Here is a 22,463-nt window from a genome sequence, read left to right on the forward strand (position 1 = left end):
CAATAACACGCTCAATACCCGGCAAAAAGCCTCTTTTCATACTTTACACTGCAAATCAGCTCTTTACAAATGATTCCGGGATTTCGGGAAGCACTTCTGAATCTTTCCATGCACTTCCTGACTTAGTCAGGAAGTTTCGCGACTCAGTCAGGAAACTTCCCGGTTGCGTCGGGAAGTTTCGCGGTTCAATCAGGAAGCTTCGCGGTTGAGTCGGGAAGTTTCGCGGTTCCGTCAGGAAGTTTCGCGGTTTAGTCAGGAAGGTTCCTGACCCAATCAGGAATATTCGCGGTTGTACCTCGAAGGTTCGCGATCGAATCCGGAAGTTTCGCGGTTCTGTCAGGAAGCTTCCGGATTCGATCAGGAAAGTGCCGGACTGAGTCAGGAAGTCTTTCGGAGATTTCAAAAGTGCTGTACAATGATTAGGAATGGCCAGCCAAACATTCCAAAGTTCCCTCCCGGTATAAAAGCAGTCAGTTCCAATATTTCAGCATCAATCACAACAAAAAGAGCAGTGAGGGCCAATGCAGCTATCGCCGTAAACCGGGAAGCTATTCAGATACATTCATAATAACAATAGGAGAATAAAGCAGAAGGTAGGAGCATTACAAACGATGCTCCGGGCGTTGCAAAGTTGCTTTGCGAAAGTTTTGCATACCGCCGTGGGAGCAAAATAGTAGCCGGAGGAAGGTAAGCATCTGTACGGAACGCTCCATTACTTCCCAGAATAGAATAACCGGTTGATGCGTGCAGCCCTTAGTCTCCTCCGCAACCACCACCACATCCACTGCAGCCTCCACCGCTGCAACCACTACTACAGCCATCTCCGCCGCTGCTGCAACCATCTCCATGTCCGCCGCAGCCATCATGGCCATGTGAAGAACCGCACCCATCTGCAGAAATACCCACACAACCGCCTCCGCAACCACTGCCACCACTGCTGCCGTTGCTACCATCCTGTTTATTCAGGGTTCGCAGCAATACTATGACCAGAAACACCAGGCCTATTCCCACAAAAAAAGCGGATGAATCATCCGCTTTCACAAATATCCCGATAATAATCAGGCCCACTAACATTACCAGGAAGGTTTCCTTGCTCAGTCTGGCCTTTTTAATCAGCCAGTAGTCCTTTCGGTTAATGCGCTGAAAGCGGTTTTTCTGAAAGCGTTCTTCATTAGTCACCCAAATGTCGGCGGGTGGCTGCTCGCTGAAAGTGTCGTAGTAAATGTCTTTCAGCAGTGTGTACATGCCATCAAACTTTTCCGCTTCTGCTTCGCCTCTGGTGGGGCCATGGTGCAACTCGCGCTGCAGCACGTTTTTGCATAAATCATCCCAGTACGATCGGGTGTACACCAGGTGCAGGTGCCATGCCTGGTCTACGGCATCGGAAGGGGTAACGGGTGTGGCGCTGATGCAGCACAGAAAAAGAAAGCGTTTGTACTCTTCCATTACACGCAGGGTGTAGGTACGGTTCCATCCGTTTTCTGCTGCCAACCGGTGAGAGAAGGTAAAAGCAGCGTTAGGGTCGTCCAGCTGAAAAGCCTGTAAGCGATTCCATAATTGTAATCCGGCTTCAGTCATATATTAAAGGTTTGGTGACTATCAGCATGTGTGTGTTTGCTATGCCTGCTAAAAACAATGCTGCTCCGTTTGCTTTTCATCGCGGGGCCATAGAAAGGCGCTCTTCTGCCTTTTCCATCCCAGCTTTTCGTAAAAAGCATCTTTACCAGGTGCGGCGGTAAGGGTAATAAAACTATACCCCACCATCTTATCTTTTAAATACTCCACCACCTGTGTGCCCAGGCCTTTGCCTTGTTGGTTAGGATGTACTGCCACGTCTACTATTAATCCGTAATAATTATCATCATCCACCGTGCGGCCGAGGGCTACAATGTTGTTGAATTGTTTCAGAAAAATAACGTGTGAGCTTTTTTCGAAGGCGGCCTTTATTTTCTCAGGCTCTCTGTAAGGCCATCCTACCATTTGAAACAGGAGGGTTATTTCTTCCCATTGAATACCTGTGCAGTTGTATTGAGCAGTAATGTTGTGCAGTGGTTCTGTTTATTTTACTGAGCTAAAGCTAGTGAAATTTCACATGTAATAGTTTAAATAATTGTTACCGAAAAAGATGCCAGTAAACTAAATATTGTTCCTTTGCAATAAACAACCCAACACCTAACCCATGCGAGTATTATTAAAGCCTGCTGTTGCACTTTTGTGTATAGCAGCCGTTCTTTCCAGCTGTATCAAAACCGCAAATGACGATTTGGTAAACTGCGAATCTGTACAAGCCCTGCGCATTAAAGGTGCCAGAACCCAGTATTACAAGGGTGATTCTATTGCACTGTCTGTAGCCAATATACCCGGCGTTTACTATATGTGGGGCCGTATGGATGGTGGCAATACCATGTCTTATGCCTCTTCGTTAGTTATTCACCCGTGCGACAAAACAGATCAGGGCTGGTATTATATGATAGCCAGCAATCCGGACTGCACCACACGCAGAGATAGTGTATACGTCGCAGTAGCCAATAAGCTTACAGAAGCCCCCTGTTCCCCTGCCAACAATGCAGTCAGTTTTTCTGCTCTCCCCAACATCAGTTTTACTTCCGCCACCTTGGGGGTACGATGCTGTCTGGAACCGTATGGAGCTGCGTGGTTATGGCGGCCGGGGCTATCCTGACATCACTATTTATTTCCACTATTTCTGGAACGGCCAGGAACCTGAAGATGGTGAATACAGTATGGAGCAGGTTACTTATAGCGGTAGCGATGTTTACACCGCGGCTGTTTCCTCTTTGTTTGAGGGTATTAACTACAGCGCCGGTTCCGGTAAATTATATGTAAAGCACGTGAATGGCAAACTACAGGTTGCCTTTTGCAGTCTTTCCTTATCGGGTAGTAATGGCAGCTTCTCCGGTACCACTACGGCTCAGGGTAAGATTACTGCACCATAGCTTAACAGGCAACAGACTTGTTTGCCAAGCAAGCAAGCTGTTGCATTGCTTTCTACTATTAATTGATACGCATGTTTACAAAAGAACTGTTAGTTATGCTCAGCGTTATGGTCTGCTGCCTGGCAGCCTGCAACAGCAAACCTGCAAACACTGCCACAGCAGCACCCGATAGTATAGCAAAACAACCAGACACTTATGCTCAACCTGAGCGGGTTGCTTTTTTAGAAGATCCATTCAAGGATATTAATCGCTTTGATATTGCCGTAGGCAATGATTTTATCGACAGCGTTTACCAGGCATATGCAACCGGTACAGATACTACCAGCGAACGCGACCTTTGCCTGGGAGATGCCTGCACCTCTTATCTCACGATTGAAAACAGCAATGAGAACACCACGCTGTATATGGCAAAAACTAACTGTTATGAATACGGCTTTGGTAACGACCAGTTTCTGCTAAAGAATGATTCCCTGTACTTCACCCGCCGCTTTAATGTGAATGTAGAGGAATACCCTACAGCACAAACTGATACCAAATGGCGTATTGAAGAAACCGTACACTGGTTTAACGGAGATAGCGTAACCCGCTATATAAGAACCACCTTTACCAGAAAACTGGATGGCTTCGATTTTACACTTAAAAACGTTACACCTGTATTAACACCTGCCGATACCAGTGCGTATGCAAATGATGTGGAACATTTAAAGCAAATACTGACGTTGAAAGAAAAGATTGCGGCGGATTGAGATATTGTAAAAGCTACTATCGGTAATAATAGTACCGAAATAAAAAAAGGAGCCATTTTAATATAGCTCCTTTAATAAGATTAAAATATTGGAAATATTACGAATTTACAATTTTCACCTTTTTAAGGTATTCCCGGGCGCGTTCAACTTTCTCAGGAAACAGCACCCTATCCTTTAGCTTTAATGCTACTAAAGACAAAAGGCCAACTTCAGACACCTTTACCAAACCATCAGTTTTTGTTTCTTTAGCTTTCATACTGTAAAATTATGCTTTTTTCGATAACAGAAGCACCACATCATATTTCCGAAATGGTACGTAAGGCTCCATTGTAGCTTGCTTACCAGTTCTAAAACCACCGAAAAACTGGTAATCAGTAGATAACAATTCGAAATTTTTATTCACATATCCCTGATAAACACTTATTCGTCTATTATAATTTTTACATCTGCTGCCGCACCTTTTTACACACACAAGCCTGCATTGCTCAATAAAATCCGCCCCCCCATCACTTCCTTGTACCATTAACATTGCCGATTTATAGCTTTCGAAAAAGATCGGAATACAGTTCAACACCGTATTAAACACCTTATAAGCATCCCCATTATTGGTATATACACTATCTGTAACAGTATCACTTTCTAAATCATAATCTCCAAATCCAAGATTATAAATATCCCTGCCATCCAGCTTTTGTACGAAAGAAAATTCCACCGCTTTGATAACATCCCTTTCTCCCTTGCTAATAAAGAAAAACTCAAGACCATTGTAAGATTTTCGTTCCTGACATTCGTAGCCACTTGCTGGATTATTCATTTGCCGTTCAAGAAGCACCAAGCAGCACTTATATAACAAAAACTCTTCCGGCTTTACCTATATTTTAATTACCAACAAACTAAAACAAACCCGGATTGTTAAAAAATTGCCACTTCCCCGCCTGATTTTGCAAAAAGAAATTTTCTTTTACCTTTGCACATGGCAACAAGAATTACTCCCTCAAGCAAAAGTTCCGGACAATCAAGATTCTTTGGCGAAGGCCTCACGTATGACGATGTATTGTTAATGCCTGCTTACAGTCAGGTTTTGCCCCGCGAAGTCGATATCCGCTCTCAGTTAACAAAATCCATAACGCTCAACGTTCCTATGCTGTCGGCAGCTATGGACACTGTTACAGAAGCCAACCTGGCTATTGCCCTGGCACGTGAAGGTGGCCTGGGTATTCTGCACAAAAACATGAGTATTGAAAAGCAGGCCGAGCAGGTTAGAAAGGTAAAACGCAGTGAAAGCGGTCTTATTCTGGATCCTGTTACCCTGTTACAGGACGCTACTATTGGCGATGCCCTGCAACTGATGCGCGAAAATAAAATAGGCGGTATACCTGTTATAGATGCCAACCACAAACTGGTGGGTATTGTTACCAACCGCGATCTGCGTTTTGAAACCGACAAACGCAAAAAAGTTTCCGAAGTAATGACTAAGGAAAACCTGATTACCGCGCCGGAAGGCACGGATATGAAGAAGGCTGAAAAAATTCTCCGTCAATATAAAATTGAAAAACTGCCTGTTGTTAACAAACAAGGCAAGCTGATTGGCCTGGTTACCTACCGCGATATTATTCAGCTGATTAATAACCCCAATGCGGTTAAAGATAGTTTTGGCCGTTTACTGGTAGGGGCAGCACTGGGTATTACCCGCGATTTGCTGGACAGAGCAGCCGCTTTACAGCAGGTAGGTGTGGATATTGTGAGCCTGGACAGTGCCCATGGCCACAGCAAAGGTGTTATTGACTCGCTGAAACTGCTGAAAAAGAACTTCAAAGGTTTACAGGTAATTGCCGGTAACATTGCTACTGCCGAAGGCGCTTTAGCCCTGGCAAATGCCGGTGCCGATGCAGTTAAAGTGGGTATTGGCCCTGGTAGTATCTGTACCACCCGTATAGTAGCCGGTGCAGGCGTGCCGCAGCTGACTGCTATTATTGAAGCATCTAACGCACTGAAAGCCAAAGGCATTCCTGTAATTGCTGATGGTGGTATCCGTTACACAGGTGATATGGTAAAAGCCCTTTCGGCCGGTGCCAACATTGTAATGATGGGTAGTGTGTTTGCCGGTACGGAAGAAAGCCCCGGTGAGACTATTATATATGAAGGCCGTAAGTTTAAAGAATACCGCGGTATGGGCAGCCTGGGTGCTATGCAGCAAGGCAGCAGCGACCGTTACTTCCAGGATGTGGAAGATGGTATTAAAAAACTGGTACCGGAAGGTATTGAAGGTCGTATTGCTTACAAAGGCAACCTGAACGAAGTGGTTACCCAGTACGTAGGTGGTTTACGCGCTGGTATGGGTTACACCGGTTCTAAAGATATTAAGGCACTGCAAACAGCCACTTTTGTAAAAATTACCAACGCGGGTATGCGCGAAAGCCATGCACACGATGTGGAAATTACCAAAGAGTCGCCCAACTACAGCAGAAGATAGCCGTTAGTTACGCTAAAAAATACAGAAGTGGGTATTCTTATGCCGATATTCGTATCGGCATAAGAATTGAAACAGTAATACCACTGGCAGGCCGCAACTTGCCTAAACCAACAACCTATCTATGATTGAGCTAAAGAATATTAAGAAGAGCTTTGGAGATAAAACCATATTGCACGATATAAGTGCGGTAATGGAGGCGGGTAAATGCAATCTTATCATCGGCGCCAGCGGTAGCGGTAAAACGGTATTAACCAAATGTATGGTAGGGCTGTTTAAGCCAGACCAGGGCGAGATACTCTATAATAACGCCAACATGCTGCAGATGACAGATGACGAGCGCAAGCAGTTACGTCAGCAGATAGGCATGTTGTTCCAGGGTTCGGCTTTGTTCGATTCTATGACGGTGGAGCAAAACGTAATGTTTCCGCTCAATATGTTCTCCAACCTCAGCTATAAAGAAAGGAAAAAACGCGCCAGCGAAGTACTGGACCGGGTAAACCTGAAAGAGGCACACCATAAATATCCTGCTGAAATAAGCGGTGGTATGAAAAAAAGGGTGGGTATTGCACGCGCCATTGTGCTGAACCCCAAATATCTGTTTTGTGATGAGCCTAACTCGGGCCTAGACCCACAAACATCTATGTTGATAGATAAGCTGATTAAGGAAATCACCGCAGAATACGATATCACTACTATTGTAGTTACCCACGATATGAACAGCGTAATGGAAATAGGCGATCATATTATGTATATGCACGAGGGTAAGAAACAGTGGGAAGGTTCTAACCAGGACATTATTTTCAGCAAAAACGAACTGCTCAATAACTTCATTTTCGCCTCTGAATTCCTTCAGGATGCTAAACAGATGCGCATGATGCAGGAAAATGGCGACGTTCCCAAAGAAGAAATTAAAAAATAGCAACCGTTTGTATACGGTTTGACCTATTTTTGCGCCATCCTTAAACGTAAAATCTAAGATTTGCCATGGCAGTTTTGGTTAACAAAAGATCAAAGATCATAGTACAGGGCTTTACCGGAACAGAAGGTACATTCCACGCTTCACAGATGATAGAATACGGCACTAACGTAGTTGGTGGCGTAACTCCGGGCAAAGGTGGTTCTACGCATTTAGACAAACCCGTATTTAACACTGTAGCCGATGCAGTTAAAGAAACCGGCGCAGATGTTAGTATCATATTCGTGCCTCCTGCATTTGCAGCAGACGCTATTATGGAAGCCAGCGATGCAGGTGTGGAACTGGTAGTGTGTATTACAGAAGGCATTCCTACCCAGGACATGGTGAAAGTAAAGAACTATTTACAGGGTACAACTACCCGCCTTATCGGCCCCAACTGTCCGGGTGTTATTACAGCCGGCGAAGCTAAAGTAGGCATTATGCCAGGCTTTATTTTCAAACCAGGTCGTATCGGTATCGTTTCCAAATCAGGTACTTTAACTTACGAAGCAGCTGACCAGACTGTAAAAGCAGGCTTAGGTATCAGCACTGCTATCGGTATTGGTGGTGACCCGATTATTGGTACGCCTACAGTAGAAGCAGTTAAACTGTTAATGGACGATCCTGAAACTGACGGCATCATCATGATTGGTGAAATTGGTGGTAGCATGGAAGCTGACGCAGCTAAATGGATCAAAGACAACCTGCGCAAGCCTGTTGTTGGTTTCATTGCTGGTCAAACAGCGCCTCCCGGCCGTCGTATGGGCCACGCTGGTGCTATCATTGGTGGTGCTGACGATACAGCTGAAGCTAAAATGAAAATTATGGCTGAGTGCGGTATTCACGTAGTAGCCAGCCCTGCTGACATTGGTAAAACAATGGCTGCAGCACTGAAAAAATAACATTCAGTTAGTTGAGTATATTCTTGTAAGGCTCCGGTATTTACCGGAGCTTTTTTATGCAATTCATTTACCTGCATCATCCTACTAACAAAAGCCATAAAATAAACGTACTGGCGTGCACGTACCCGGCCGCGGTTTATGCACCTAAGCCTGCTGTATTATAGACACTTACGTTTAAATTAACACTAAAAACGCGGAACTGGCAGATGTGTTGGCATTCTTTTTATGTACATTGCCCTTACGCAAAAAATGATTCAGATGAAAAACAACAGCCTTGCCTTACTGGCAGCACTGCTGCTCTGTACCTCCGGCCTGCTTGCGCAGAGTGTGCCGGATAGCTTTCCCACCCAATGGAAACTGATTGATAGCCTGCTGTGGAAAAGCAGTCTACCCAAATCGGCACTTGATCAGGTAAACAAACTTTATCAGAAAGCAAGTACACAGAAGAACGAGCCCCAGGCCATTAAAACCCTGTTATACCGCCTGTACATTACCCGGCAGATACAGGATGTAAGCGACAGCGCACAGCTTAAAAACATTGAAAGAGAAATAGACAAAGCCTTTAGCGTACCGCAGAAAAGCATTTTGCGCGTACTGCTGGCTAAAAACTATAACAACATACTGGATAATAACAGCTGGCAGATAAGAAACCGCACCAACACTTCAGTAAAACCCGGCGATGTAGAAACCTGGACCAACAGAGACTTTCTTACCACTATTGATAGTATATACCAAGCAGCCCTGGCCCCTGCTGCTACCCTGCAACAGACCTCCTTATCGGGCTTTGAGGCTATTATAGTAAAAGGCAACGCCCGGTATTTACGCCCTACGTTGTACGATTTACTGGCAAATGATGCTATAGAATATTACGCCGCTCATTTTAACACGCAGCCCAACAACTCACAAATAAGCAACGAACAGGCGACCGCTCTGCTGGCCCCGGCTGAGGCTTTTTTACAATACCGTTTTACCATCAGCGAGTCTTATGCTACGCAGCAACTGATACAGGGTTATCAGAAACTGCTGCAATTTCATAAGCAGGATGCAAAGCCCGATGCTTTTATTGATGCAGATATTAACCGCATCAGCTGGGCTTACGCCAATTGCAGGCATCCTAAAAAAGACAGCCTGTACCTGCAAACTTTAAAGCAGTTAATTAACAAGTACGAAGACAATCCCGTAGCTGCACAGGCCATTTACCTGCATGCCTCTTTTTATGCAGCCAGAGCAGCTACCTATCAGCCTTTGTCTGATACACAGTACCGTTACGATTACATTACCGCTAAAAGCATTATAGACAAGGCGCTTTCTCATCAAAAAGCCCCCAGCGAAGGCAGCAGTAATATGCAGCAATTGCTAAAGTCTATACAAACACCCGCACTCACCAACCAGGTGGAACGCATTAACCTGCCGGCGCAACCTTTCCGCGCTTATATCCGCTACCGGAACACGCCCATGTTATATGGTAAAATATTCCGCTTTGGTGCGTTAAACGATAGCATACCCGGTACCATTTCATACGATACCACCCTGTATCAGTTTATAGCTAAGCAAACACCTTTCCGTCAGTTCAGCCAGCCATTACCGGTAACCAACGATTATCAGCAGCATAGCACGGAAATTAAAATAGACGGGCTTCCTGCCGGCAGATATCTTTTAGTTACTTCGGGGAACAGCCAGTTTACCAAAGACAATGGCACCGTAGGCATACAGATATTCACGGTATCGGCTATCAGCTACCTGCAATATGGCGCTGACTATTTTGTACTGAACCGCGAAACAGGGCAGCCTATCAGCAATGCCAAAGCCAGCTTTACCAAAAACGAATGGAACAGCCGGCTGAGGAAGTATATAAAATCTAAACCTGTTATTGTAACAACCGATAAAAACGGACACTTTACTTTCGCATCGTCGGATTATCAACTGGCACTGTATACCAGCAACGATACGCTGTTAACACAGGACAATATTTATTACAGCAATCCTACCAATCACGATTTCAAATCGGTGCAAATAAGCTTCTTTACAGATCGTAGTATTTACCGCCCCGGCCAAACGGCTTACTTTAAAGGCATAGCTTACCAAAGCAGCCAACAAAATCGCAAGCCGGAACTCTATACTTCTAAAGACAGTCTGCATATATTTCTGTATAACCCCAATGGTTCGCTTACAGATTCCTTATGGGTTTCTACCAACGAATACGGCTCTTTCAAAGGCCAGTTTACTTTTCCGCAGGGGTTACTTACCGGCCGGTATAATATTCAGGTTGCCAATAACAACAACAAGGGCATCAATACCTACGGCAGTACTGATGTAATGGTAGAGGAATATAAAAGGCCTAAGTTTTACCTGGCGTTCGATACCTTATCTGGCAGCTACCGGTTAAACGATTCTGTTACCGTTACCGGCCGTGCCACTAACTACACCGGTGCTACTGTAAGCGGTGGTAAAGCCACTTACACCATTACGCGTAATACCTACTTCCCTTACCCCTGGCTGTTTAAAACTACCCGAATGCCTTACAGCAATCCGCAGGTAGTAGCCAGCGGCACCGTTACCACTAAAGATGATGGCAGTTTTGTAATAAAGTTTGCAGCCCAGCCCGATTCATCTGTACAGGCAGGCAACAAACCGCAGTTTAATTTCAATGTTGACGTATCTGTTACCGATATCAGTGGCGAAACCCGGCAGGGCAACACGCAACTGTCGGTAGGTTACCAATCGCTGGTAGTTAAAATACAACTGCCTTCTGTTACTGAAAGCAAAGCCTTTACCCATATACCCGTTCAGGTACAAAACCTGGCTGGTAAAGAAGTAAGCTCACGTGTGCAGATTACCCTGTCGCCCCTGGAAGCACCTTCCCGCCTGATACGCGAAAGATACTGGAACGCTCCGGACCAGTTTGTAATGACTAAGGAGGAATACATTTCCCTGTTTCCACACGATGAGTATGGAGAAGAAACCAATCACCTGAACTGGAATAAAAAGGCAGCTATCATCAATACTACTTACAATACCTCGTCAACTGACGCAGAAGACAAAGGTTTTGCACTGCCTTCTACCCTGCAGGCCGGATGGTATGTGGTAGAAGCCAGCGTGGTAGAGCATGGAGATACTTTAAAAGATATTGGTTATGTGCAGGTATTTGAAAACAATAAAAACCTGCCTGTTACCGCTTACCTGTGGCATTATAACGATAAAACATCCGTTACCCCAGGCAACACCCTGGAACTGAAAACCGGAAGCTCGGCCAGCAATGTGTACGTAATAGAAAACATATTGCGTGGTGATAGTAAGGTGGGAACCTTTTCTTATTATCAGTTACAAAACGGAGTAAAAACCACCAGCATACCTGTTACAGAAGCTGACCGTGGTGGCATTAGTGTATCCAGAGCTTTTGTAATACACAACCGTGTGTATGAAATGCGTGATGATATTACGGTGCCTTACGATAACAAGCTGTTAAAGGTGAGCTACAAAACTTTCCGTAATAAAACCGAGCCCGGCAGTAAAGAAACCTGGAGCGTACAGGTTAGTGGAAGCAACGGCACCAAAGCCGCTGCAGAATTACTTACTGCTATGTACGATGCCTCTTTAGATCAGTTTAACCCGCACAACTGGTTTTCTCCTGCTATATGGCCTTCTTATTATAACCCTTATTACTGGAGCCATGGGCAAGGATTTTCAACCAGTACTTCACACATACCTGCGCGCGGTTATTATGAAAATGATCAGGAGTACTTCAGTAAAATATACGATCAACTGGCAGATGCCAATAGCTTAGGACTGGTTTCACAGACAGAAAACAACTGGACTTCTTCAGGTCGCCCCCGTCAGTTATATGAAAGAATGGCAGCCCCCGTATCTGCAGCTGCAGCCGCTGAAGAGAAGATTGCAATTCGTGGCATGGCAGCAGCCAAAAAGGCCAGCGCACCGCTGGTTATGATAGATGGCCAACCCGGTAGCATGTCAGATGTATCAGCAAACGCTATCGGCTACTTAGATATATTAAAAGATGAATCTGCTACCGCCCTGTACGGCTCAAGAGCCGCAAACGGTGTTGTAATTATCACCACTAAAAAAGGCAACGAGCAGCCTGTACAAACCAGGAAGAATTTTAACGAAACAGCGTTCTTCTTCCCCCAGCTGTATGCAGATACTTCCGGCACCTACACTTTCAGCTTTGAAATGCCAGAGTCGTTAACACAATGGCGTTGGTTAAGTCTGGCGCATACCAAAGACCTTTCGTTTGGTACGCAATCGCAAACCATAGTATCGCAGAAAACCATGATGGCGCAGTTAAACGCTCCACGCTTTCTGTGCCAGGGCGATGAGGCTACCCTCACCGCTACCATCAGCAATCTGGATTCTGTAGCGCTTGATGGCAACATTCAATTGGAACTGATAGATGCCGTTACCCTGCAACCGGTTAACGATCAGCTGGGCAACAAAAATGCTACACAGTCATTTACCGTAAAGCCACGCGTAAACACAGCTATCAGCTTCCCGGTTATTGTTCCGGCCAACTTCAACCATCCGTTGACCTGGCGTATTACCGCCCGCGCTAATCAATACAGCGATGGAGAAGAAAACACGCTGCCTGTATTATCTAACCGCATGCTGGTTACCGAAACATTGCCACTGCTGTTAAAAGGTAATACCACCAAACAGTACAAACTGGATAAACTGGTAAATAATACCAGTACTACGCTGAGTACCGAATCTGTAACAGTAGAGTATACCAGCAACCCTATATGGCAGGCAGTACAGGCCTTACCTTACCTGGCTGAGTATCCGCATGAGTGTGCAGAACAAACCTTTAACCGCTTTTATGCCAATGCACTGGCGGCACAGATAGTAAACAAACATCCGCAGATTAAAGCCGCTTTTGAGCTGTGGAAAAACGATAGCAGCTTTACCACCGGCAAACTGGCGCAAAACGAAAGCCTGAAACAAATACTACTGGAAGAAACCCCATGGGTATTACAGGCCGAAAGCGAAGCGCAACAGCGTAAAAACATAGCACTGCTGTTTGATGTGGTAAAAATGAGCAACAGCGCAGAAAGCGCCCTGCAAAAGCTGGAGCAGCAACAACTGCCAGAAGGAAGCTTTAGCTGGTTTAAAGGTGGCAATGCCGACAGGTATATTACTACTTACGTAGTTACCGGTATTGGCAAACTGCTGAAAGCAAACGCCATACCTGCCGCTTACAAAACCCGTTTACTGGCAGTAGCTGCCAATGCTATTACCTGGATGGATGAAAAGGTAGAAGAAGACTATAAAAGCTTTACCAGAATCAACAGTAAAAACAAAGTGTTTTTAGCCAACCATCTTATTCAGTATCTGTATGCACGCAGCTATTTTACAGGCACCAGAATAAAATCGGGTAAAGCAACTGAGCTGTTATGGGCCGAAGCGCGTAAATACTGGAACAAGCAGAACAACTACAACAAAGCACTGCTGGCAGTATCGCTGGCACGTAACGGTCAAAAACAATTTGCCGTAAACAGCATTCTGCCTTCTATACTGGAAAATGCCGTGGAAGACAGCACCAAAGGCATGTACTGGAAAGACCGTGTTACCTGTTTCTGGTACACCGCTCCTATTGAGCATCAGGCTACCATGATGTTGGCGACTGCTGAGTTAAGCAACAACTTCTCCAATAAGTCGTTAACCGATGCGTACGATAACATGCGCACCTGGTTATTGCTGAACAAACAAACCAACCATTGGGGTACTACTGTTGCCACAGCCGATGCCTGTTATGCACTGCTGCTGAAAGCAGATCAGTTACAAAGCAACCGCCAGGTAACCATACAACTGGGCAATAAGCAGATTTCATCTGCCGACAATGTTAAACAGGCAGGCAGCGGTTACTTTAAACAAAGAATAGATGGCGCCTCCGTTACCCCTGATATGGGTAATGTTACGGTAACCACCCGTTCTGTTATTGACGCCACCAATAAAACAGCTGTAAGCTACGGCGCTGTTTACTGGCAGTATTTTGAAAACACAGACAAAATAACGGCTGCTACCGGCAACCCGCTGGCAGTAACTAAAAAGTGGTTTATTGAAAAAACAACCGGCACTAACAAAGAGCTGGTGGCCCTTACCGGCAACAGTGAAGTTAAAGTGGGTGATAAACTGGTAGTGCAGCTGATTGTATCCAGCGATCGTGACATGGAATATGTGCATGTAAAAGACATGCGTGCCGCCACCATGGAGCCTGTAAACGTATTAAGCGGTTACAAATGGCAGGATGCACTGGGTTATTATGAAGCTACCAAAGATGCCAGCACCAACTTCTTTATCGACAATCTGCGTAAAGGCACTTATATACTCAGCTACCCTGTATTTATTACCAATACCGGCACATTCAACGCGGGCATAGCTACTGCACAATGCATGTACGCTCCGGAATTTACCAGCCACAGCGAAGGATGGAAGCTGACAGTAAAATAACAGGTTACACAATAAAAAGAACCTTCCAAAAGCCGGGCGATAATAAATCGCCCGGCTTTTTATCTTTGCGGCATGCAAGTAGATTATCTTATTATAGGCCAGGGCATTTGCGGTACTTTTCTCAGCTACGAGTTGCAGAAAGCAGGCAAAAAAGTACTGGTGATAGATGAAGCACAACCCTTTTCCTCCACCAAAGTAGCCAGCGGTGTTATTAACCCCGTTACCGGCCGCCAGGTAGTTACCACCTGGATGGCAGAGGAGCTGATGCCTTTTACCTGGAATGCGTATACCAGCATTGGGCTGGAGATTCAGCAACAGGTAATTCAAAACTGCCCTATACAGGCCTTCCCTCCTTCAGAACAAATGCTGGAGGCGTATGAGCAGAAAATGAACAATCAGCCTTCCTTTATACAGCCCATAGCGGCTAACGATATTATAGATTACCATACCTATTTCTATTTTAACCACGGCGCCGTAGCCATCAGCCCCGCGTGGCTGGTTGATTTACATGCCCTGTTAAAAGGCTGGCGGCAAAAACTGGAAGAAACCAGCGCCTTATTGGAAGAAAGCTTTGATGCCACACAACTGCAGATACATGCCACAGGTATTACCTATAAAAACATACAGGCAGAGAAAGTGTTCTTTTGCAATGGCGTAAACACATTTCAACATCCTTTATGGGAAAAGCTGCCTTACAGCTTTAACAAAGGCGAGGCGCTGATTGTAGACATACCCGATCTTCCGCAAAACCATATTTACAAATTCGGCATTACCACCCTGGTACCCTGGTACGATGGCCTGTGGTGGGCAGGTAGTACGTATGACAACCGTTATACCGATGCATTACCTACCGATCTTTTTCGCCAACGCAAAACTGCTGAGCTGGGTATGCTGCTGAAAGGCAAGTTTACGGTGGTAGATCATATTGCTTCTATACGCCCGGCTACGGTAGAGCGCCGCCCCTTTGCAGGCCTTCACCCTACGCAACCCGCTGCGGGCATTTTAAACGGTATGGGTACCAAAGGCTGTTCGCTGGCACCGTATTTTGCGCATCAGCTGGCGCAGCACCTGGTTAACGGACAGCCCATTACACCGGCAGGTGATGTGCGCAGGTTTTCAGCCACCTTATCTTTATAAAACTTTTTACAATTACTACTACTTAAAACATGGCAACCGAAACTACTGAAACGGAATACCGTATTCCTATTGCGTATCGCCGCATGGAAAACCTGCATATTGTATTCTGGCTTTTTAAAGATGTTAGCTGGTGTATGATATGGAAACCACTGGGGATAATTATGATTTTTCCTACGCTGATTATTTCCATTGTAATAGCCTGGCGCACCCGGCAATTTGTATCTGAACTGTGCCATAACCTGGCTATTACCATATGGATTGCAGCCAACAGCTACTGGATGATAAGTGAGTTTTTACACTTTGATGATAAGATAGTAGTGGGCACCATTACCTATAAGCATCTTGCTATGGTTCCCTTTTGCCTGGGCATATTGATATTAGCATACTATTATGTATACTGGAAGCCCAGAAACAAAGATGCCGTGGAAACTATGTAACCACGGCATCTTTGCATTTACTATAGATGATTAATATCTTTCAAAACGGTATCGTACAATGTAACTACCGTTATAATAAGTGCCATAAAAAACAGAGCCCTGGTAATCCAGATCGTTAAAGTACAGGTTAATTGTCTGGGCAGTGCTGGGGTCGCGCATATCAATACGCATTACATCATGCAAATCGGTATAATAATTACCAAACTCATCATAATAGCCATCCCGCACAGTGGCTATTGACCAGGAGCCATACATATCTCCATAAAAATCGGAGTAGCTTACATTGCCGTTGCTGGAAAAATCAAAGCGGCCACCATCTACAGGTGTCTGCACAAACCGCCAGCCGTAGGGAGTATATTGTTGAGCTTCTGTCATTACCCAGGAGCCGGTTATCTGCGGCCCCAGATCGTTGGTTTTACGGCAACCGGCAAAAATATAAAGGGCGGCAATGAGTAAAGTAGCGCGTAGAATTGATTTCATAACTGTTGTTTTAAGGTATACACGCAGTAATGCAAGTTTGCATCCAGTGTATAACGCAGGGTTGAGATATGGGTACGATTTTAAATTTATTTAACTACGGAACGGGCCAATCAACCTTTATTATCGGCGATTTTACCGGCCAGCAAGGTAATACTAAAACCTAATATAGCCACCAGCACAAAAGCCAGCCGCAGGTTTACCGCCTCGGATATATAACCAATAACCGGAGGACCCAGCAAAAAGCCCAGATACCCCACTACTGATACGGCAGCAATAGCCGGACCGGCAGCCATTTTGGTGTTTTTGGTAGTAACACTAAACACCAGCGGCACCACGCAGGATACGCCCAAACCGGTAATCATAAAACCTGACACCCCAACTACCACATGCGGCATGGCCACAGACAGCAGCAGGCCTATAGCAATTAAAACTCCGCATATACGTAACATTTGTTTTACACCATACTTATTTACCAGGCGGTCGCCCACAAACCGGCCAACAGCCATGGTACACATATAGGCGGCAAAACCCAGCCCTATGTATTTGCCCGATACATGAATTTCTTTTTGAAAATAGATGCCACTCCAGTCGTACATAGTCCCCTCGCATACCATGCTGCCAAACGCAATCAGCCCCAGCTTTAGCAGTGGTTTATCCGGTAACGCCAGCAGTTTCTTTTTGGCACTGGCCGTATTATCTTCCTGCACCGCATCCCCATAGGCCATCATGGTCATAATAAGCGCTAATACACCTACTATGGTAAAATGTATAAAGGGAGATATTTTCCAGGAAATCATCAGAGAACCCAGGCCTGCACCGGCAAAACCAGCCACGCTCCATACCCCGTGAAAAGTAGTAATAATAGAACGGTCGTACATAGCCTGTACCCCTACCGACTGCGCGTTAATGGCAATGTTGAGAAAGTTACGGGAGCTGCCAAAGAAAAACAGCAATATGGCCAGCTGCCATACAGAGTTTACCAACCCCAATGCCGGCAACAGCACCGCATATAATAAAGCACCGGCCAGCATTACATACCGGCTGCTTACACGGCCCAGTAACATACCCGTAAAAGGCAGGGTAAGCAAAAGCCCCATGGGCAGGGCAAATAATACGGTACCCAGTTGCGCATCGTTTAAATGCAGCTTTTCCTGTAGTGTGGGAATACGCGATGCCCAGCTGGTAAAAGTAAAACCCGATATAAAAAAGAATATCGCCACGGCTATGCGCATACGCCTTGCCATTGCCATATTTTTCCCCGTTATGTATGTTAGCATCATCTGCCTCTGTTATTTTTATTTATTCTTCGTTTGTGAGGCAAGCAATGTAGTAGTAATTCCGAATAAAGCTACAACGGTAAACGACCATCTTAAACTGGATAATTCCGCTATAAAACCTATCAGTGGCGGCCCGATGAGAAAACCAATAAACCCGATGGTAGATACCGCCGCCAGGGCCAACCCTGGTGACATGGTTTTTGATTTACCCGCCAGTCCGTATATCAAAGGTACGATAGAAGAAACACCCACGCCCACCAATAAAAAGCCGATGGCAGCCGGTATAATATGCGGCAGTGCCACCGCCAGCATTAAGCCGCTGGCAATACATATTCCGCTTATTTGTATTACGCGGGTTACCCCCAGGCGGGTAACGGCCCAGTCAGCCGCAAAACGTCCGCCTGCCATAGTACTCATAAACACCACAAAACCCAGTACCACAAACTGTTTGGAGGTCATTACCACTTTTTGGAAATACACCCCGCTCCAGTCGAACATAGTGCCTTCGCACACCATGCCGCTGAAGGCAATAATGCCCAGTTTCAGGATTATTTTGTCGGGTTTGGCAAAAAGGGGCTGCGTACTTCCGGTGTTAAGATCTTTTACTACCAGGTTTTTATGGGTGATTAACACCATCAGTAAACAGGTACCGCAGATAATCAGGTAATGCGTAAACGGAGGCACACCTGCGGGGCTTACCCAAAAACCAATAAAACCACCACACAACCCGGCCAGGCTCCACAAACCGTGAAAAGAGGCCATAATAGAGCGGCCATAATACGATTCAACACTTACCGCCTGTGTGTTTACCGATATATTAAGCATGTTACTCCATAAACCAAAGAACATAAGCACGGTAACCAGCTGCCATACCTGCCCTGCCAGCCCTATAAACACCAGGGTTATAGGATACATTACCGCCGCCAGTATTAACACCATGCGGCTGCCGTATTTAGATACCAGCACGCCCGATATGGGCAAACTGCACATTAAGCCTACCGGCAGTGCAAACAACACACTGCCCAGTGCTGCATCGCTCAGTTGCAGCTGGGTTTTAATATCGGGAATGCGGCAGGTCCAGCTGGAAAAAACCAGGCCTGCGATGAAAAAGAAAATACCTACTGCTATCCGGTGCGTTCTATGCCCTGCTACCGCTAAAGAAAAGTTCATGCTATAATAATTAAACACCTGTGCTGTATACTAGAGTATCTGAATACCCAGCGCGGTATAAGGTTGAAATTGTTGGTGCGTGTTGTCGGCTTCTGTAATAATACAGTCCACCACAGAAATATCACACATCTTATATAACTCTGCCGTACCTATTTTATCCAGTGTGGTAACGGCTACCACTTTACTGGCGGCCTGTAACATGGCGCGCCCTGCTTCCAGATCGTCGTAATTATGCGTGCTTACTCCAATTTCGTGGTGCAGGCTGCATATGCCGGTAAAACAGATATCCACATGCACCTGCTGAAACATACGGGCGGCATCTGCTCCCGTAGTCATTTGCGCATGTTTATCAATTCTGCCACCTGCCAGCAACACTTCCACCAAAGGATGCTCGCACAAAATAGTTGCCAGGGGTACGTTATTGGTAACCACGGTAAGTGGCATATCCTGCGGCAGCATACGGGCCAGTGTATAGGTAGTGGTACCGCCGCTCATCAGCACCGTTTGGCCGGGTTGCAATAATTGCAAAGCCTTACGCGCTATTTTCTTTTTATCATCTTCCAGCACATGCACCCGATCGGTAAACGGATGCATATTGGGAGAATGCGGTACTGCCCCACCCCGTACCTTGGTAAGCAGGTTATTTTCGGCCAGTAATTCAATATCCCTGCGCACAGTATATTCCGATACCTGCAACATGGCACTCAGCTCGCCCAGCGTTACTTTCTGATCTGTCTTTAGCTTCCGGAGTATAAAATCCAGCCGCTCTTCTTTCAACATCTTGCAACATTTTACTACAAAATAACATCTTTATTAGCAAACATTGCAACTTATGGCATTAAATTGCACTAAAATAGCAATATATGGCAAGAATTATCATTGACATGGACGAAGTAATGGCAGATATTATTCCGCATCTGGTAGATAATTATTATCAGGCTACCGGCGAAACCATCACCGCAGAGGCTATGCATGGCAAGCACCTGGAAGAATGTTGCAGCCAGCCCCAGCTGATAAGACAATTATTATATACACCCGGCTTTTTCAGAACCGCCCCGCTGATTGCCGATACACAGGTGGTGGTAAAAGCCCTGAACGAGCATCATGAAGTATTCATTGTATCGGCGGCTATGGAGTTTCCGCAATCGCTGATAGAAAAATATGAGTGGCTGGAAGAGCATTTTCCATTTTTAACCTGGCGCCAGATTGCTTTTACCGGCAGCAAGGCACTGGTAAGCGGCGATTATATGATTGATGACCACCTGAAAAACCTGGATTATTTTGATGGCGAAAAACTGATGTTTACCTCGCCCCATAATGCGCTGATAGAAAAATATACCCGCGTTAACAACTGGAAGGAGGTAGCAGATATATTATTACCCGGCGCTACCAACCCACTTAACGCAAAAATAGCCAGCGGAACAGCACTTTAAAAGGCTGTGGTAAGCCAATTCAGCTATCTTTGCTGCCCTTACTGATTTTAATAAATAGATTATATGTATCGCTCACACAACTGCGGTGAACTCAGAATCCAAAACGTCAACAACCAGGTAACCCTGGCAGGTTGGGTACAAACCGTTAGAAAATTCGGCGCTATTACTTTTATTGATCTGCGCGACCGTTATGGTATTACACAATTGCTGTTTGGAGAAGAACTGAACCACCTGCTGGATGAAAATCCGCTGGGTCGTGAATATGTAATACAGGTAACCGGCACCGTTACCGAGCGTACCAATAAAAACCCTAATATTCCAACCGGCGATATTGAATTAACCGTACAGAGTTTTGTGATACTGAATAAATCTGCAGTGCCTCCCTTCACCATTACCGATGAAACAGATGGTGGCGAAGACCTGCGCATGAAATACCGCTACCTGGATTTACGCCGCAATGCGGTAAAGAAAAACCTGGAACTGCGTTATGCCGTAAACCGCTCTGCCAGAAACTATCTGCACGAGAACGGGTTTATGGATATTGAAACGCCTTTCCTGATTAAGTCTACCCCCGAAGGTGCGCGCGACTTTGTGGTACCCAGCCGCATGAACCCCGGACAGTTTTATGCACTGCCCCAAAGCCCGCAAACATTTAAACAATTATTAATGGTTAGCGGCTACGATCGTTACTATCAGATTGTAAAATGTTTTCGTGATGAGGATTTGCGTGCAGACCGCCAGCCGGAGTTTACGCAGATTGACTGTGAAATGAGTTTTGTTGACCAGGAAGACATCATTGGCATGTTTGAAGGGTTGGTGAAACGCATATTTAAAGATGTAAAAGATATCGACTATACCGATGTAATCAGCCGCCTTACCTGGGAAGATGCGATGTGGCATTATGGTAACGACAAGCCGGACATCCGTTTTGGTATGCAGATTTTAAACCTGAAATCGGCCTTTAACCGCAACGGTAACATTGAAGCAACCGGGGAACTGATTAACGGCGCTGGCTTTGGCGTGTTTGACAATGCAGAAACCGTACTGGCTATAGCCGTACCGGGTTGCAGCGAATACACCCGCAAGCAAACAGATGAGCTGACGGAGTGGGTTAAGCGCCCGCAGATAGGTATGCAGGGGCTGGTATTTATTAAATGCAATGCCGATGGCACCTACAAAAGCAGCGTAGACAAGTTTTACAGCGAAGACAAACTGAAAGCCATTGCTGAAGCAGCTGGTGCAAAAGCCGGCGATTTAGTACTGATACTGGCAGGCCGTGAAGAAAGAACCCGTAAAGCCACCAGCGAACTGCGCCTGGAAATGGGCAAACGCCTGGGCTTTCGTAAAGAAGATGAGTTTAAGTTACTGTGGGTAATAGACTTTCCGCTGTTTGAATATGCAGAAGAGGAAAACCGCTGGGTAGCCCGTCACCATCCGTTTACTTCGCCCAAGCCTTCCGATATTTCCACCATGATCAATAACGATCCTGTTATTGCCAATGCAGAAAAATATCTGGAGCATCCTTATTCCAACATCAAAGCCAACGCGTACGATCTGGTGTTAAACGGCAATGAAATAGGTGGTGGTAGCATTCGTATATTCCAGCGCGAGTTGCAGGAGAAAATGTTTGCAGCACTGGGTATGTCAACCGAAGAAGCCAACCATAAATTCGGCTTTTTATTAGGCGCTTTTGAATATGGTGCACCGCCGCATGGTGGTCTGGCTTTTGGGTTCGATCGTTTGTGTGCTATACTGGGTGGTAGTGAAAGCATCCGTGACTTTATCGCCTTCCCTAAAAACAACAGCGGCCGCGATGTGATGCTGGATGCGCCTTCGCAGATTGACGAAAAACAGTTTACTGAATTACAGATAAAGCTGAACCTGCAAAGCTAGTAGCAGCTTTTTATACAAGGCCCATAGCCGAACCTTTTATCCTGTGTAAAAAGCATACAGGTATTTTTAAAAAGAGGTTTGCTATGGGCTTCTTCTTTTTAAGCCTTTGTTGCATTGCTGCTAATTTTCCTTATATTGTACTCG

At 45.5% G+C, this 22,463-nt stretch carries 19 protein-coding genes; 11 read left to right on the forward strand and 8 right to left on the reverse strand.

Translation table 11 applies throughout. The annotated features are described in order from the left end of the window. Window positions 1-753 precede the first annotated feature (753 nt). Both IEY13_RS19685 and IEY13_RS19690 read right to left on the reverse strand, forming a co-directional pair. Window positions 754-1,578 carry a glycine-rich domain-containing protein gene (locus tag IEY13_RS19685; RefSeq protein ID WP_188955406.1) on the reverse strand — a complete coding sequence of 275 codons (825 nt, stop codon included), beginning with the start codon at window positions 1,576-1,578 and terminating at the stop codon, window positions 754-756. Between the two features lie 48 nt (window positions 1,579-1,626). Beyond that, window positions 1,627-1,980 (reverse strand): GNAT family N-acetyltransferase, encoded by a 354-nt coding sequence (locus IEY13_RS19690; protein WP_188955408.1) that lies wholly within the window; start codon window positions 1,978-1,980, stop codon window positions 1,627-1,629. 199 nt (window positions 1,981-2,179) lie between these two features. Here IEY13_RS19690 and IEY13_RS19695 point away from each other — a divergent pair, with 199 nt between their 5' ends. From IEY13_RS19695 to IEY13_RS19705, 3 genes are all read left to right on the forward strand, one after another. Further along, the gene (locus IEY13_RS19695; RefSeq protein WP_188955410.1) at window positions 2,180-2,680 is read left to right on the forward strand and encodes a hypothetical protein; all 501 of its coding nucleotides are present in this window, start codon (window positions 2,180-2,182) and stop codon (window positions 2,678-2,680) included. Continuing rightward, complete coding sequence (locus IEY13_RS19700) at window positions 2,643-2,954, forward strand: hypothetical protein (RefSeq protein ID WP_188955412.1); 312 nt, start codon at window positions 2,643-2,645, stop codon at window positions 2,952-2,954. The genes IEY13_RS19695 and IEY13_RS19700 overlap by 38 nt, the downstream gene beginning before the upstream one ends. 71 nt (window positions 2,955-3,025) lie before the next feature. Further along, the gene (locus IEY13_RS19705; protein WP_188955414.1) at window positions 3,026-3,700 is read left to right on the forward strand and encodes a hypothetical protein; all 675 of its coding nucleotides are present in this window, start codon (window positions 3,026-3,028) and stop codon (window positions 3,698-3,700) included. Between the two features lie 97 nt (window positions 3,701-3,797). On the opposite strand, the gene IEY13_RS19710 is transcribed toward IEY13_RS19705, so the two are convergent. Together IEY13_RS19710 and IEY13_RS19715 are read right to left on the reverse strand one after the other, a co-directional pair. Beyond that, window positions 3,798-3,956, reverse strand: a complete 159-nt coding sequence (locus IEY13_RS19710; protein ID WP_188955416.1) for a hypothetical protein — start codon at window positions 3,954-3,956, stop codon at window positions 3,798-3,800. Window positions 3,957-3,965: 9 nt separating this feature from the next. Further along, complete coding sequence (locus tag IEY13_RS19715; RefSeq protein WP_188955418.1) at window positions 3,966-4,514, reverse strand: DUF6934 family protein; 549 nt, start codon at window positions 4,512-4,514, stop codon at window positions 3,966-3,968. 159 nt (window positions 4,515-4,673) lie between these two features. Between IEY13_RS19715 and guaB the strand changes: the two genes are divergently transcribed. The 6 genes from guaB to IEY13_RS19745 all read left to right on the forward strand — a co-directional run bounded on the left by guaB (window position 4,674) and on the right by IEY13_RS19745 (window position 16,066). After that, window positions 4,674-6,173, forward strand: a complete 1,500-nt coding sequence (guaB, locus tag IEY13_RS19720) for an IMP dehydrogenase (RefSeq protein WP_188955420.1) — start codon at window positions 4,674-4,676, stop codon at window positions 6,171-6,173. 121 nt (window positions 6,174-6,294) lie between these two features. Beyond that, window positions 6,295-7,092, forward strand: coding sequence for an ABC transporter ATP-binding protein (locus IEY13_RS19725; RefSeq protein WP_188955422.1), 798 nt, complete (start codon window positions 6,295-6,297; stop codon window positions 7,090-7,092). Window positions 7,093-7,157: 65 nt separating this feature from the next. Further along, entirely contained in the window at window positions 7,158-8,030 is an 873-nt protein-coding gene (gene sucD, locus IEY13_RS19730; RefSeq protein WP_188955424.1) for a succinate--CoA ligase subunit alpha, read from the forward strand. 258 nt (window positions 8,031-8,288) lie between these two features. Next, window positions 8,289-14,492: an alpha-2-macroglobulin family protein gene (locus tag IEY13_RS19735; protein WP_188955426.1), complete on the forward strand. Its 6,204-nt coding sequence runs from the start codon at window positions 8,289-8,291 to the stop codon at window positions 14,490-14,492. Window positions 14,493-14,564: 72 nt separating this feature from the next. Beyond that, window positions 14,565-15,629, forward strand: coding sequence for an NAD(P)/FAD-dependent oxidoreductase (locus IEY13_RS19740; RefSeq protein ID WP_188955428.1), 1,065 nt, complete (start codon window positions 14,565-14,567; stop codon window positions 15,627-15,629). Between the two features lie 29 nt (window positions 15,630-15,658). Next, window positions 15,659-16,066, forward strand: coding sequence for a hypothetical protein (locus tag IEY13_RS19745; RefSeq protein WP_229687928.1), 408 nt, complete (start codon window positions 15,659-15,661; stop codon window positions 16,064-16,066). Window positions 16,067-16,096: 30 nt separating this feature from the next. Here IEY13_RS19745 and IEY13_RS19750 read toward each other — a convergent pair whose 3' ends face one another. The 4 genes from IEY13_RS19750 to IEY13_RS19765 form a co-directional block, all read right to left on the reverse strand. Beyond that, window positions 16,097-16,546, reverse strand: coding sequence for a hypothetical protein (locus IEY13_RS19750; RefSeq protein ID WP_188955430.1), 450 nt, complete (start codon window positions 16,544-16,546; stop codon window positions 16,097-16,099). Window positions 16,547-16,656: 110 nt separating this feature from the next. Next, on the reverse strand, window positions 16,657-17,790 hold the full coding sequence (locus IEY13_RS19755; RefSeq protein WP_229687929.1) for an MFS transporter: 1,134 nt from the start codon (window positions 17,788-17,790) through the stop codon (window positions 16,657-16,659). 51 nt (window positions 17,791-17,841) lie between these two features. Next, window positions 17,842-18,993 carry an MFS transporter gene (locus IEY13_RS19760; RefSeq protein WP_188955434.1) on the reverse strand — a complete coding sequence of 384 codons (1,152 nt, stop codon included), beginning with the start codon at window positions 18,991-18,993 and terminating at the stop codon, window positions 17,842-17,844. A gap of 30 nt (window positions 18,994-19,023) precedes the next feature. Continuing rightward, window positions 19,024-19,773 (reverse strand): DeoR/GlpR family DNA-binding transcription regulator, encoded by a 750-nt coding sequence (locus IEY13_RS19765; RefSeq protein WP_188955436.1) that lies wholly within the window; start codon window positions 19,771-19,773, stop codon window positions 19,024-19,026. Between the two features lie 83 nt (window positions 19,774-19,856). Here IEY13_RS19765 and IEY13_RS19770 point away from each other — a divergent pair, with 83 nt between their 5' ends. Next, window positions 19,857-20,426, forward strand: a complete 570-nt coding sequence (locus tag IEY13_RS19770; protein WP_188955438.1) for a 5' nucleotidase, NT5C type — start codon at window positions 19,857-19,859, stop codon at window positions 20,424-20,426. A 63-nt stretch (window positions 20,427-20,489) separates the two neighbouring features. Then, complete coding sequence (aspS, locus tag IEY13_RS19775; RefSeq protein ID WP_188955440.1) at window positions 20,490-22,319, forward strand: aspartate--tRNA ligase; 1,830 nt, start codon at window positions 20,490-20,492, stop codon at window positions 22,317-22,319. Window positions 22,320-22,463 lie beyond the last annotated feature (144 nt).

It is taken from the genome of Filimonas zeae (assembly GCF_014641615.1).
GTDB lineage: Bacteria > Bacteroidota > Bacteroidia > Chitinophagales > Chitinophagaceae > Filimonas > Filimonas zeae.